The following is a 13048-nucleotide window of genomic DNA, read 5'->3' as shown; positions in this document are numbered from 1 at the left end:
AGAACACCTTTCGATTCGATCAGCTAATGTCCTCAGCGTCTACGGACTGTAGGGTTTGTCTATTGAGGTACTCAGATAATCTTAACGAAGTTAGTCTATAGTTTTATTAGAATATGTGTATTAATTTCAACTTTATACTCAGTAATTACAATAAGTACAGCTTATGCATTGCCTACCATTAGCGATAAGAAATTTAACATTTTAATTGAGGTAAGATAGTGAAAATACTTGTTGTTAGTAATATGTATCCGAATCAAAAGAATCCATCTTTTGGGATTTTTGTTAAAAATATTGTTACCGAGTTATCGTATAGAGGTTCTGAAGTTGACGTATGCTGCTTGCAGCCTTATAAAATTAAGTCCTACTCATATATAAAATTCATTTTCAAGTTTATCCTCATGATAAGAAGATCGAACTACGATTTAGTATATACGCATTTCACATCCCACACTTTTTTCGTTCACTTATTTAAAGCATTTTCTAAAAAAAAATTAAAATTTATATGCCATAGTCATGGTAGTGACGTTGTCACAAAAGCGAATTCTTTTAAATATAGGTTGTCAAAGTTTAACATGAAAAAATCAGATGTTTTAGTTTTTCCATCTGATAAATTTAGAGATCATATATTAAGTCAATATAGAATATACGATAAAAAAGTAATTGTATATCCTTCTGGTGGTATTAACAAGGACTTCTATGTAAGCGTCGACCCTAAATATAAAATAAAGACTATTAGAAATTACGGATACGTCGGAAGAATTATTAGTGAGAAAGGAATATTTGATTTAATTACTTGTTTTGAAAAATTAAAGAGTATCCATGAAGATGTAACGCTTTCTATTGCGGGTGATGGCCCTGGCATGACCAAATTAATGGAATATATTTCGAAACATGAAATTAAGAATGTTGTATTCCACGGAGTAATTCAGCAGTCTAAAATACCAAAATTTCTTGAAACTATCGATTGCTTAGTATTCCCTACTAAGTACGAATATGAAAGTCTTGGTTTAGTTGGTCTAGAGGCTTTTGCTTCTTGTAATTTACTAATTGTATCTGATGTGCTTGGTCCTTCATCCTATGCAAATAAAAACAACTCATTGATTTACGAGCTCAACGGTAAAAATAATTTATACGACGCCATGTTGAAAGCTTACTCAATGAGCCAAGGTGAATTGATACCGTTAATTAATAATGCTAGGAAAACTGTTGACCGATATACTTCTTTAGAAGTAAACAATCTTTTTCATAAAGAGATAGAAGAATATGTATTTTATAGTCGCTGGTGAAGGTGGGCATTTTGCCCAAGCTAAAAGATTGATTGCATTGGCTGATCAAACGAGTAAAGATAGAATTGTTCACATTTCTGATAATGAAAATTGTAAGTTGTCTAATATTTGCGTCACGCTTAAGCCGTTGAGATGTAAGGATAGTAACTACTGCTTTACTGATTTATCAAATTTTATTAAAAATATAATTGTTATATATAAGTCTTTTGGGTCATATAATAATGTTAGAGTAGTTTCTTTGGGGCCGGGCATTGCTATACCTGTAGCTTTAATTGGAAAAATAAAAGGGGCTAAAATTATCCATATTGAGACTTGGTCGAGAATAACGTCGAAGTCAATTACTGGTAGGATTATGTATTTTTTGTCTGATAAATTCATAGTCCAGCATAAGTCTCTTGTTAAAATATACCCAAAGAGTATTTATGGAGGACTGCTATGAAGGTTTTAATAACTACGGGAACAACTCCTTTTAAATCTCTGGTGAATATTGCAATTAGCAATTTTCAAAGTAGCCATCATATATATGTAATTCAATCTCCCTGTTTAAATAACTACACTGTATTAAACGGTAATATAGAAACTCATACTTTTATCGAAAATATTGAAGAACATTACCAGTCTGCTGATTTAGTGATTACTCATGCTGGTGCTGGTAGTGTTTATAGATTGTTAGAATTACAGAAAAAAGTCGTAGTAGTTCCTAATGTCGATAGAATTGATAATCACCAGTTAGATTTGGCTGCATTCATTGAAAAAAATAATTATGCTAAAGTTATTTACGATGTAAATATGCTATCAGATAAGTTAATAAATGACGCATTAAATGAGCAATACAATACCTTTACTAAAGATAATTTTTTTTTAATAGATGAAATTTTTGGAGAAATATTATGAAATACTTAAAAATATCAGCACTGAGTGGCGTTAATATAGGGGATTTAACTATCTCCGAATGTATAACTAAGTTAGTACCTAGTTTTGTACATATTGATAGTATTGATATGAATTTTAAAAAAACAGTGTTTTACCAATCTCCGATATTAAGGAAGAAGAAAAAAACTGACTTTGTTAAAAAATACCCTACTGTATATAACAGGTTACTATCTATTAACCATAGCCTACGATATAAGAAAAAGATTATTGAACTAGCGGAGGGATATGATGGCCTTATTATAGGTGGAGGTAATTTGCTCTTTAATAAAAATGGTGTCAACTTTTTGGAAGCATGTTATAAATTCGCTAAGGAATTCCGCAATAAAGATAAAAAAATAATTGTACTTTCTTGTGGCGTGGGCCCTTTCTCTTGTGCTCATTTTAAAGAGCTTAATTTTTTAGTTGCTAACAGTCAATACTTTTCAGTTAGAGATATGGCCTCACTTAATTATTTGAACTCTATTTTAGGAGAGGCTTTTGCATCCAAAGTAGAATTACTGCCTGATCCAGTTATACCTTACTATAAGTTATTTCCTTCCGATAAGATTTCACATAAATCGAAAAAATGGTTAGGTATAAATTTAATTGATTCTGTTTCCTCCCCTCAAGAGGCTCTAAAAGCACAAAACATAGATGAAATTGTGTATAATTTATATTTGCTTTCTTCTAACTATGATCTTTCGATAAAATTAGTTACGACTGCCTATAATAATGATCCTGAGTTTTTGCTCAAAGTATCTAATCTACTACATGAGAAGTATGAAATTGATTCAGAGGTGATTTTATTAAATTCTAATGATATCGGTAGTTTTTCAAATAAGCTATCCGGATGTAAGTATATGCTTACATATCGCATGCATCTAGGTATTATTTCTATCAATTTAGGCATACCCACATTAATTGTTAATTGGCAGTCAAAGATATCAGGTGTTGTTCAACAGTTTATAAAGAACCCTAAATTGCATATTTTAGATTCAGAAAATTTTAGTTTTGATGAAGTTACTGAGAAATTTAATGCTATCGATGAGCTAGGCCAAGTTATGATTAATAATGATAAGATAATTAAGCAATATGCAGAAATATTCCATGAATAAAATCAATCTCAATAAGATGCTTCTTATTTCTACTGCCATGTTATTTAAGATTTTTGGTGCCTTGTCGCTACTAGCTATTAATTATGTGATCTCAAATGCGTATAGTTTAGATAAAGTGGCCGAATTTGGCGTATTAACTTCTAGTCTTGTCTTATCATCCTTTGTTTCAAAAGCTGGACTTGATATTTATGCAATTAAGCATATCAGTAAAGCCCCATGTCCAGCTAAAGCTGAAATTGCGGGTGTCTTAATTTTCATATCCGGATTTACTTCCTTACTTACGGCCATAGTAAGTTACATTGTTTTCCATAAATTGTTTTTTTCAGTAGCAGTATTTTTGTTTGGAATGTTTAGTGTTTTACCAGAAATATTAAGAGCTAACGGAGATGTTATTAAATATTCTGCTATTAGAAATTTCTCTGTAAACTTTTTCTTATTACTATTAATATGGTCGTGTACGCTAATATATTCTGCAATCGATATTACGAATTTATATTTATTTTCAATCGTTATCTCATTAGCAATATGTGTTTTTGTTTATGTATACTATTCAATACCGATAAAATTATCTTTCCCCAATCATATAAAAATTAGACAGGTTCTCTCAGAATCTCTTTATATGCAGATAAGCTCTTTCTACATATATTTGTTAGGCGGATTTTCAGTATTGATACTTTCCTTTTTTAAAGAAAAACAGGATGTCGCCTTTTTCTTTATTTGTATTCAATTAGCTTTAGTTTTTAACATGATCACAACTACAATTGGTATGCTATATGGCCCCTTGCTTTCTAAATCCTACGCTATTAATAAATCTGACTTTAAATATAAATATTTCCAGGCTTCATTGCTAAATATTATTTTTTTGCTACCACCGTTGATTTTATACATTGTTATGGGTGATGCAATATTGTCATATTTCTTCGGTGTAGAAGATCGCGAAGCATATAACGTATTAATCGCCCTTTCATTTGGATACTTTGTTTCAGGAGTGGTAGGGCCAAAATATGCAGCATTGAATATGACTGGGCATCATAAAACTTTAGTCAAGCTAATGACTATAGTTGTGGTTATCGGTTTGATTATGAATACAATAGTTGCTTCACTTTTTAGTGCTACAATATTTGCGTTTTCAACGATCTTTTTTACTATCTCGTTGTCTCTTGGTTGTTTTTATATTATAGTAAAAAGAGTTTTTTAATACGGTCTATTCTAATCAAGTTAAAGATTTCACGAATAGGTTCTATTTTTATAATAGAGGTTTCGCTTTATGAAAATTGCCATCGCAGGCACCGGTTATGTCGGTCTCTCCAACGCCATGCTGCTGTCTCAGCATCATGAAGTCGTCGCGTTGGATATCGTGCCGGAGAAGGTGGAAGGCCTGAACCGTGGTATCTCACCTATCGTCGATAATGAGATTCATGAGTTTCTGGCGCGTGGAGATCTGAATTTCCGCGCTACCCTCGACAAGGAAGAGGCCTACCGCGATGCCGATTTCGTGATCATCGCGACGCCGACGGATTACGATGCCACCACCAACTACTTCAACACCAAGAGTGTGGAAGCAGTGATTCAGGATGTGCGTGATATCAATCCTGATGCGGTGATGGTCATCAAGTCCACCGTGCCGGTGGGCTATACAGTGGGGGCGCGTGAGCGTTTCCAGACTCAGAATCTGATGTTCTCGCCGGAATTCCTGCGTGAAGGCAAGGCGCTGTACGACAACCTGCATCCGTCTCGCATCATCGTCGGTGAGCGCTCCGAGCGTGCCGAGGTGTTCGCCGGGCTGCTCAAGGAAGGTGCCATCAAGCAGGGTGTCGATGTGCTGTTCACTGACAGCACCGAGGCAGAGGCCATCAAGCTGTTCGCCAATACCTACCTGGCAATGCGCGTCGCCTACTTCAATGAGCTGGATACCTACGCCGAATCACATGGCCTGGATGCCAGGCAGATCATCGAAGGGGTGGGACTGGACCCGCGCATCGGCCAGCACTACCACAACCCGTCCTTCGGGTATGGAGGATATTGCCTGCCGAAGGATACCAAGCAGTTGTTGGCCAATTATCAGGAAGTGCCCAACAACATGATCCAGGCCATCGTCGATGCCAACACCACGCGCAAGGACTTCATTGCGGAATCCGTGCTCAAGCGCAACCCGCAGGTGGTGGGGGTGTATCGCCTGGTGATGAAGTCCGGCTCTGACAACTTCCGCGCCAGTGCCATGCAGGGCGTGATGAAGCGTATCAAGGCCAAGGGTGTGGAAGTGGTGGTGTACGAGCCGGTACTGGAAGAGGACACCTTCTTCGGGTCACGCGTCATGCGGGATCTCGAGGCGTTCAAGCAGGAAGCTGACGTCATTCTGAGCAATCGCATGGCGGAAGAGCTCGCCGATGTGGTCGACAAGGTCTACACCCGGGATCTGTTCGGCAACGATTGATTCAGAGCGCTGGTTCTTGATCGAAAATACAACGCCGCATCCTCGTGATGCGGCGTTTTCGTGTCAGTGGAGAGGACATAGGTGAAGACTTTCATGCTGCTTGCCTGATGCCAAGGAGGAGGGCAGTTGTGTCAGGCTATCCCTCCCATAGAGTCCTCAATAGCCCTCTGCAGCATGCGCCTGAGTGGCTCGTGCCATCCTTCATAGAGTCATCACTGGGTCAGGAAGGCCAGGTATGCCGTCATACGATTCCCTCGCTCGTTCAGCTTCATCCCCCGTTCAAGCCGATGTTTCCTCGGTGACGTCGCGCCCCGTGTCCTGCGGCGTTTTCCTGTTCGGTCTGCTCAGTCTGGTCGTGCCCTCTGGCTATAGCATCGGGCCGGCACTGCTGGTGTTGCTCAGTGGCTATGGGTTGCTGCGCGAGCCGCGCACGCTGCTGCGCGCGCCTTGCACGGAGGACGTGACAGTCATCGGCGTGATGGCGGGCCTCGCAGCCTTGTTGCTGGTGAGCATCCTGCTGCAGGGGGATGCGTGGCAGACGGCAGGCGTGCCTATCCGCCTGTTGCTGGCTGTGCCGGTGCTGTTGCTGGTGTTGTCGTGTCCTCCGTCGCTCGGGGCGATGTGGGGTGGGTTGATCCTCGGCAGTGTGCTGACCGGCAGCTGGGCGATGTGGCAGAAGCTGGTGTGGGGCGTGCACCGCGCCGGTGGCTTTACCAATACCATCAATTTCGGCGATATCTGCATGTTGATGGGGCTGATGTGTCTCGCGGGACTCGGCTGGGCCATGAGTCAGGCAGGTGCCCGGCGGCGCTATTGGATACTGGCGCTGCTGGTTGGCGGGGCGTTCGGCATCATCGGCTCGTTGATGTCGGGGACACGCGGCGGTTGGATCGGCTTTCCCTTCGCGGCCTGGGTGCTGTATCGCAGTTATGGTGAGGTGATTTCACGCCGTGTGCTCAGGCTGGGCGTCTTCATGTGCGCCGGGGTGATCGCCTTGATGGTGATGACGCCGGCGACCGGTATCCAGCAACGTGTCGAAGCCGGTGTCTCGGATGTCACGAAGTACGTGGAGGACCGCAATGCCGGCACCTCCGCGGGGGCGCGACTCGAGATGTGGCGGGGGGCTCTGCTGATGATCGCCGAGCAGCCGTGGCTGGGCAGGGGCGAGACGGGGTATGCCGAGGCGCGTGATGCGATGATCGAGCGGGGAGAGCTGAGTCGCCATGTCCAACCTTATGAGCATCCCCACAACGAGTTTCTCGATGCCTGGGTCAAGCGCGGAGTATTGGGCTTGCTGGCGTTGCTGGCACTCTATCTGGTGCCGCTGCGACTCTTCTACCGTCGCCTGGACAGTGACGACCTGACATTGCGCTCACTGGCTGTCGCCGGCGTGCTGCTGCCGCTGACCTTTCTCGACTTCGGGATGACCTGGGTGATGTTCTCCCAGGCCAGCGGCGTGATGGTCTACGCCTTCTGGCTGGCGATCGTGTGGGGCACGCTTCGCGCCCACGAGCGACGCCTCGAGATACTGCAGGCACCCTGAGAGTATTTTGACCTGCGAAGGTGACGGGTCTACAGTACGCGCAAAATTTGAGCAATCGCTCACGACTATTCACGTGGGGTGAAGGAGGCTGCTTCACCGCTCAGGAGAACTGACATGCAAGACAAGCTCAAGATCGACATCGTCTCCGACGTGATGTGCCCGTGGTGCGTGATCGGCTACAAGCGCCTCGAGAGCGCCATTCAGTCACTCGGCCTGGAAGATAGCGTCGAGATCGAATGGCAGCCCTTCGAGCTGAATCCGGACATGCCGGCACATGGCGAGAATCTGCGCGCCCATATCGAGCGCAAGTACGACACCACGCCCAAGGCCAGTGCCGAGGCACGTCGCAATCTGACCGCACTGGCAGCCGAGGAAGGCCTGGTCTTCAATTTCTTCGACGACATGCGCATGGTGAATACCCTCGAGCTCCACGTCCTGCTCGAGTACGCCGCCGAACAGGGCATGCAGCATGACCTGATGATGCAGTTCTACGCTGACTACTTCACCTTGCAGAAGGACATGTCGGACCGCGCCGTGATGGCGGACTCTCTGGCTGCGGTCGGACTGGATGCCACCGAAGGTCTGGCACAGCTGGACGACCCGGAAGCCCTCCAGCAGGTAAGGGCGCGCGAAGCCCATTGGCAGCAGATGGGCATCTCCAGCGTGCCGACCTTCGTCTTCAATCGTCGCAGCGCCTTGAACGGTGCCCAGCCTAAAGACGTGTTCGAGCAGGTGTTGAGCGAGCTTTCGGGAGATCAGGCTTGAGCCTCACCGACTGAGGTGTCACTGAGGTGTCACTGAGGCACTGATTTTCGGTAATGACGATCCCGTGACAAAAACGCGGCCCCGCTTTTCAGCAGGGCCGCGTTTTTCGTTCCGGGGTGTGTCAATCACTCAGCAGAGTTCAGACACACTACCTTCAAGCACGCTTGGGCGGGTTGTTGCCACGGCGACCGCCGGAGGGATTGCTGGTCGTGCTCGGTCCGTTCGGCACTTTCGGAGCCGGGGCTTTGCGTGCAGGGGCTTTAGGCGCCGGAGATTGCGCCTTCTTGGGCGGGTTGTTGCCACGGCGACCGCCGGAGGGGTTGCCGGTCGTGCTCGGTCCGTTCGGCACTTTCGGAGCCGGGGCTTTGCGAGCAGGGGCTTTAGGCGCCGGAGATTGGGCCTTCTTGGGCGGGTTGTTGCCACGGCGACCGCCGGAGGGATTGCCGGTCGTGCTCGGTCCGTTCGGCACTTTCGGAGCCGGGGCTTTGCGTGCAGGGGCCTTGGATGCTGGAGCGTGAGTCTTGGTCGTGTTTTTCATTGTGATAGCTCTCATTGAAGATGTTCTATTGGAAGATTTCAGATGCCTGTAGACGGCGTTTACTTGCAGGCTCCCTCTACGCGACAAGCACACGTGGTACCTACGTGGCAGGCATGTCCTTCACAACGCATCGCCTGTGATTCAGTGCCGCCACCCGGGTAGGCGCCAAAGTGTTTTTCATACAGCGCTACCGTCTGTGCAAAGGCATCCTTCAATTGCTGGTAGTCGTCTTCACCGTAGATACCGAAGTAGGGGTAGTGGTCAATGAAGCGACCGAATACCTGGTGGCAGTCTTCGCGGTAAGCACGTGTGTCCAGGATGTGTGCATGCCATAAGGCATCGACCTCCTTGCTGGGCACGAGCGAGACAGCAGGATAGAAGGCCTTGAGTGACAGGAAGCGGCGATACTCACGCTCCGCCTGGTCCCAGGCTTCCACCGACATTTCGGCTTCGCTGGAGGCCGTGTACTTGTGCTTCAGACGAGCAAGGTCGAGACGGCTGACATTGATGTCCAGTCCGTGACGATCCACACGGGGTTGGTTCAGAGAAACGATGGCATTCATGAGCATGACTCCTGTGAGGGGGGATTGCAGAACTTGATGTCCCGCCTTCGTTTCATCTCACGGTCGAAACTCTGACGACTGATCAGGGCGCAGGGCTCATAGCCATTGGCAGTCAGCTGGTAAAGCAGACGCCAGGCATGCCCGATCTTGAAGCGCAGATAGCCCTTGCGGCAGCGCAGGCGTTTTCCGCCAAGTGATCGGTAGGGCGTGCCATTGGCCATGGCGTGATCAATCTGGATGGCCTTGGACTGGTAACAGCGGCTGACCTCATGGGGACAGCGGGCGAGGATGGTATCGATGGTTGGCATGACTGGCTCCGTCTTGGTTGACGAAACCAGTATTTATTTGTGGATTCCACAACACGCATGCTTCAACAATCTTTTTTTCGGAAGGTGTCCAGCAGTGCGTCGAAGGAGGAAGCGTCCTTGTATTGACGGAGGATCAGGCCGCGATACTTCACCAGCATCTCGTTGTCCGTCTTCAGCTGGCATGCCTGTTGGTAGGCCTCCTGAAGATCTCCCCTGAAGTAGGCAGCCATCATGCTATCCCCCTGGGAGAGGGCCGCTGTCTGAGCGGCCAGTCCCTTGAGTACGTTGCCCTGCAGGTGACCGAGGCCCATCTGCGGTAACGCATCGGCAAAGGGGTTGGGCAATTCCTCTGACGTGAGATCGGCATCAGGCAATCGATTCAGCAAGAGGATCATCTCCTGACGCAACAGGCCAAGTCCTGCCAGTGACTGGCGCTCGAAGAACAGCTCACGTGCCCACTCGACCAGCTCCTGTCGCCTGGCTTTCTGCTCCAGGAGCTGAATGACGAGCTTTGGCTCACCGAAGATTCCCTGAAGCAGGATGGCATTCCAGAGAAGCGTGATGTCGCCTGGGTGGATTTGCACCCGGTTCCGGCTGTCACAGCCATGCCCGAGCGGTGTGTAATCCAGGCGCAGGTGTTGCGTCTTGCTGCGGTCGGGTTTGCGACAGACATCGTCCTTTTGCTTGAGAGAAGGACTCAGAGCATTGACCAGTGTCTTGATCGAGTTCAGGAGCTTGCCATGCTGACTGAGGGGCTTGCTCAAGCCTACCTTGCGGCAGAGCAAGTCCTCGTATACAGACGATATTTCGCGCCAGTTATCCTTGTCAGCTTCGCTCACAGGAGAACTCCAGCAACTCGTTGACCGAGATGCGCTCGCTGTAGCCAACCGACATCTCCGCTATCTTCTGAGCCTGAGTGAACCAGTCATGGGAGTAACATCTGTCATGACGACGATACTCATCCAGCACGCCCATGCAGTAGCCTGCTTGCAGGGCTTCCGAGACACTTGTCGTGACACCTGCCAGCAGGTTCTGTTTATCTCTCTCGGCATAGATTCCCACCAGCTCGTTGCAGCTCTGGATCAGGCGTTCCGAATGCTTGTTGGCCTGGGCAGGCGTGGCCGAGGTGAATGCCAGCGTCACGAGGAAAGCGATGAATGAGTATTGACCGTATGGGGTTTTCACAGTGTGGGCTCCTTGAAAGTATCACTCGTGGCTGAATCAGCCTCATCGGGGGAAAGAGAGGGCTTTTCGTCCTGCTGCTCATCTTTCGTCGCTGTGCTGCGGAGCCCAGTAGGTGCTGCCAGATAGAGGGCAATCAGCAACGTGGCATAAGTGGCCAGTTTGACGAGCGGATCATCTTCGAGAAGATACTGCTTCGGGAGCTCTTCATATTCTGACTGCCAGAGAAATATTTCACACAGGCCAATCACGACCAGTTCCACCACCGTGAGGATTCCCAGAGACACCAGCAAGCGACTGGCCCCTTTCCAGAAGCCTGTCGAGAAATGCTGGCAGTAATGGACATGACGCCACACCAGCAGGCCTGACAGCACCACGAATGCCCATTCCAGGAGTGACATGTCAGCCAGGCCTTCACCGTACTCGAAGATGGCGAAAGGGAGTAGAACCACTATCATCAGGCCGGTGAGCCAGAGCAGGAGGGTCTTGAGGGTATTCAATATCTGACAGAGGATTCGTGAGATCCCATTGTCGATTTTCCCGGTCAGGGAGAGATTTCCAGATTGAGACATCGTGCATAAGTCCATGTAATCGTTGCATGAGTGTAGATATGACTTCGTGATGCGCTTATCACTTTCATGTCCCTGAAAGTTCTGTATAAAAGATGTCAAGGAACCATGTCAGTCATTGGCGTGATCATCTCAGCGAGAATATACAGGATACGATAACGAGTTGCGGGATTATTTTGGTTATTGGCCAAGAGTTTAATTTACGAAATACTGATTTATTTGAATGGAAAATATTGGCATCACCAATTGTCAGGTATCAGGACGATATTGAACGGTGTTTGAAGTGACAGGATCAGATACTCGTTTCGCAATGGCTGTATAGAGTGAACGCATACCCCATGACGCACGCGGCCCCGCTTTTCAGCAGGGCCGCGTTTTTCGTTCCGGGGTGTGAAATGGCAGAACTGATCGATCCGTCACGTGTGGACTGACGACCCTCAGAGCCCTGCCTTGATGTCGCTCAGCTGCTGGATGAGGGTCTCGAGGACGGCGTCCACCTGGGTTTCGGTGTGCTCGCAGGAGAGGAAGAAGCGCAGACGGGCGCTTTTCTCCGGGACGGCGGGGTGCAGGATGGGCTGGACGTTGAAGCCGGCCTCGAACAGCTGGTTGGAGAGGCGCGCCGCCACCAGGGAGCTGCCAAGGATGACAGGCACCACGGCGACGCCCAGGCTGTCCCCGACATCCAGCCCTAGCGCACGGGCGCGCGTGAGGAAGTAGCCGGAGACGGCATGCAGGCGGGCGATGCGCTGTCTGGCATCGTCACCCTGGAGCAGTTCGAGAATCTTCAGTGACGGGGCGGCGACCTGCGCCGGCATGCCCACCGAGTAGAGGAAGCCCGGCGCGAAGTAGCGCAGCATGCTGACCAGCTCCTTGCAGCCGGCGATGTAGCCACCGCAGCCGGACAGCGTCTTGCTCATCGTGCCCATCCAGATATCGACGTCACGCGCAGCGATGTCGAAGTGCTCCCTCAGGCCGAGCCCACGCTCCCCGAGCACGCCGAAGGAGTGGGCTTCATCGACCATCAGCCAGCAGCGGTACTGTTGCTTGAGGGCGATCAGGCGCGGCAGGTCCGGCACGTCGCCGTCCATGCTGTAGAGGCCTTCGGTGACGATCAGCACGCGCTCGAACTTGCCGCGCTGACTGCTGAGCAGGGCTTCCAGCGCGTCCGGGTCGTTGTGCGCGAAGGGCATGCGACGAGCGCCGGAGAGCTGAGCCCCCACCAGCGAGCTGTTATGGATCCACTCGTCATGCAGGATGAGGTCCTTCGGGCCGAGCAGATAGCCCAGCGTGGACACGTTGGTGGCATGACCACTGACGAACACCACCGCATCCTCGACCTCGTAGGTGCGCGCCACCGCCGCTTCCAGCTCGCGATGGATCGGACGCTCACCGGAGACGGCGCGTGAGGCCGACACCGAGGTACCGTAATGGGCCGCCGCCTCGGCCGCGGCCTTGATCACCTCGGGATGACGGGAATAGTCGAGGTAGTTGTAGCTGGCGAAGTTGACCAGCTCGCGCCCATCGATGCGCGTGGTGGCGCCAGCGCAGCCTTCATGCACGCGGAAGAAGGGCTCCGGCACGCCGAAGGCGGCGCCGGCCTGCTGCATCATGCTCAGCTGCTGATAACCGGGCTGGCGATCGAAGCGCACGAAGTCATCGCTGATCTCCATTGGAGCGGTTGTCCTGTGCGCGAAGATGTCGTCTTCGGGGTCTTGAGCCTGTGCGGTGGTGGGGCGAGTACGGCGTGCACGGGCCTTGTCCAGCAACTGCTGTTTCATGTCACTGGTGGAAGATCCGGGGGTATGACGTGATGCCAAGAGTCGAATTCCTTTC

14 protein-coding genes are annotated in these 13048 nt (G+C 49.0%); 8 read left to right on the top strand and 6 right to left on the bottom strand.

The window, feature by feature from the left end:
- Positions 1-242: 242 nt before the first annotated feature.
- The 8 genes from PJK54_RS17070 to PJK54_RS17035 all read left to right on the top strand — a co-directional run bounded on the left by PJK54_RS17070 (position 243) and on the right by PJK54_RS17035 (position 8055).
- Positions 243-1286, top strand: coding sequence for a glycosyltransferase family 4 protein (locus PJK54_RS17070; protein WP_271303462.1), 1044 nt, complete (start codon positions 243-245; stop codon positions 1284-1286).
- On the top strand, positions 1264-1725 hold the full coding sequence (pssD, locus tag PJK54_RS17065) for a PssD/Cps14F family polysaccharide biosynthesis glycosyltransferase (protein WP_271303443.1): 462 nt from the start codon (positions 1264-1266) through the stop codon (positions 1723-1725). The genes PJK54_RS17070 and pssD overlap by 23 nt, the downstream gene beginning before the upstream one ends.
- Entirely contained in the window at positions 1722-2180 is a 459-nt protein-coding gene (gene pssE, locus PJK54_RS17060; RefSeq protein WP_271303442.1) for a PssE/Cps14G family polysaccharide biosynthesis glycosyltransferase, read from the top strand. The genes pssD and pssE overlap by 4 nt, the downstream gene beginning before the upstream one ends.
- Complete coding sequence (locus PJK54_RS17055) at positions 2177-3313, top strand: polysaccharide pyruvyl transferase family protein (RefSeq protein WP_271303441.1); 1137 nt, start codon at positions 2177-2179, stop codon at positions 3311-3313. The genes pssE and PJK54_RS17055 overlap by 4 nt, the downstream gene beginning before the upstream one ends.
- Complete coding sequence (locus PJK54_RS17050; protein WP_271303440.1) at positions 3306-4511, top strand: hypothetical protein; 1206 nt, start codon at positions 3306-3308, stop codon at positions 4509-4511. Before PJK54_RS17055 ends, PJK54_RS17050 begins: the two co-directional genes overlap by 8 nt.
- A 69-nt stretch (positions 4512-4580) precedes the next feature.
- Positions 4581-5747, top strand: coding sequence for a nucleotide sugar dehydrogenase (locus PJK54_RS17045; protein ID WP_271303439.1), 1167 nt, complete (start codon positions 4581-4583; stop codon positions 5745-5747).
- Between the two features lie 235 nt (positions 5748-5982).
- On the top strand, positions 5983-7290 hold the full coding sequence (locus PJK54_RS17040) for an O-antigen ligase family protein (protein ID WP_271303438.1): 1308 nt from the start codon (positions 5983-5985) through the stop codon (positions 7288-7290).
- Positions 7291-7404: 114 nt separating this feature from the next.
- Positions 7405-8055: a DsbA family oxidoreductase gene (locus PJK54_RS17035; protein ID WP_271303437.1), complete on the top strand. Its 651-nt coding sequence runs from the start codon at positions 7405-7407 to the stop codon at positions 8053-8055.
- A 597-nt stretch (positions 8056-8652) separates the two neighbouring features.
- Here the strand turns inward: PJK54_RS17035 and PJK54_RS17030 are convergent.
- The 6 genes from PJK54_RS17030 to PJK54_RS17005 form a co-directional block, all read right to left on the bottom strand.
- Positions 8653-9156 (bottom strand): glycine-rich domain-containing protein, encoded by a 504-nt coding sequence (locus tag PJK54_RS17030; RefSeq protein WP_271303436.1) that lies wholly within the window; start codon positions 9154-9156, stop codon positions 8653-8655.
- On the bottom strand, positions 9153-9464 hold the full coding sequence (locus PJK54_RS17025; RefSeq protein WP_176494477.1) for a ParE family toxin-like protein: 312 nt from the start codon (positions 9462-9464) through the stop codon (positions 9153-9155). Before PJK54_RS17025 ends, PJK54_RS17030 begins: the two co-directional genes overlap by 4 nt.
- Before the next feature lie 62 nt (positions 9465-9526).
- Positions 9527-10303: a hypothetical protein gene (locus PJK54_RS17020; RefSeq protein ID WP_271303435.1), complete on the bottom strand. Its 777-nt coding sequence runs from the start codon at positions 10301-10303 to the stop codon at positions 9527-9529.
- Positions 10290-10649, bottom strand: coding sequence for a hypothetical protein (locus PJK54_RS17015; protein ID WP_176494480.1), 360 nt, complete (start codon positions 10647-10649; stop codon positions 10290-10292). Before PJK54_RS17015 ends, PJK54_RS17020 begins: the two co-directional genes overlap by 14 nt.
- On the bottom strand, positions 10646-11218 hold the full coding sequence (locus PJK54_RS17010) for a hypothetical protein (RefSeq protein WP_271303434.1): 573 nt from the start codon (positions 11216-11218) through the stop codon (positions 10646-10648). The genes PJK54_RS17015 and PJK54_RS17010 overlap by 4 nt, the downstream gene beginning before the upstream one ends.
- 434 nt (positions 11219-11652) lie before the next feature.
- Positions 11653-12993 (bottom strand): aminotransferase class I/II-fold pyridoxal phosphate-dependent enzyme, encoded by a 1341-nt coding sequence (locus tag PJK54_RS17005; protein ID WP_271303461.1) that lies wholly within the window; start codon positions 12991-12993, stop codon positions 11653-11655.
- Positions 12994-13048 lie beyond the last annotated feature (55 nt).

Origin of the sequence: Cobetia sp. MMG027, assembly GCF_027947415.1 — a bacterium.
GTDB classification, from domain to species: domain Bacteria; phylum Pseudomonadota; class Gammaproteobacteria; order Pseudomonadales; family Halomonadaceae; genus Cobetia; species Cobetia marina.
This window is presented reverse-complemented; position numbering and strand designations above follow the sequence as displayed.

Coding starts and splice junctions, on each gene's coding strand:
- PJK54_RS17045 (WP_271303439.1), top strand. CDS start 4,581: ATGAAAATTGCCATCGCAGGCACCGGTTATGTCGGTCTCTCCAACGCC.
- PJK54_RS17050 (WP_271303440.1), top strand. CDS start 3,306: ATGAATAAAATCAATCTCAATAAGATGCTTCTTATTTCTACTGCCATG.
- PJK54_RS17055 (WP_271303441.1), top strand. CDS start 2,177: ATGAAATACTTAAAAATATCAGCACTGAGTGGCGTTAATATAGGGGAT.
- PJK54_RS17040 (WP_271303438.1), top strand. CDS start 5,983: ATGCCGTCATACGATTCCCTCGCTCGTTCAGCTTCATCCCCCGTTCAA.
- PJK54_RS17035 (WP_271303437.1), top strand. CDS start 7,405: ATGCAAGACAAGCTCAAGATCGACATCGTCTCCGACGTGATGTGCCCG.
- PJK54_RS17025 (WP_176494477.1), bottom strand. CDS start 9,464: ATGCCAACCATCGATACCATCCTCGCCCGCTGTCCCCATGAGGTCAGC.
- PJK54_RS17010 (WP_271303434.1), bottom strand. CDS start 11,218: ATGTCTCAATCTGGAAATCTCTCCCTGACCGGGAAAATCGACAATGGG.
- PJK54_RS17070 (WP_271303462.1), top strand. CDS start 243: ATGTATCCGAATCAAAAGAATCCATCTTTTGGGATTTTTGTTAAAAAT.
- pssD (WP_271303443.1), top strand. CDS start 1,264: ATGTATTTTATAGTCGCTGGTGAAGGTGGGCATTTTGCCCAAGCTAAA.
- pssE (WP_271303442.1), top strand. CDS start 1,722: ATGAAGGTTTTAATAACTACGGGAACAACTCCTTTTAAATCTCTGGTG.
- PJK54_RS17030 (WP_271303436.1), bottom strand. CDS start 9,156: ATGAATGCCATCGTTTCTCTGAACCAACCCCGTGTGGATCGTCACGGA.
- PJK54_RS17005 (WP_271303461.1), bottom strand. CDS start 12,993: ATGAAACAGCAGTTGCTGGACAAGGCCCGTGCACGCCGTACTCGCCCC.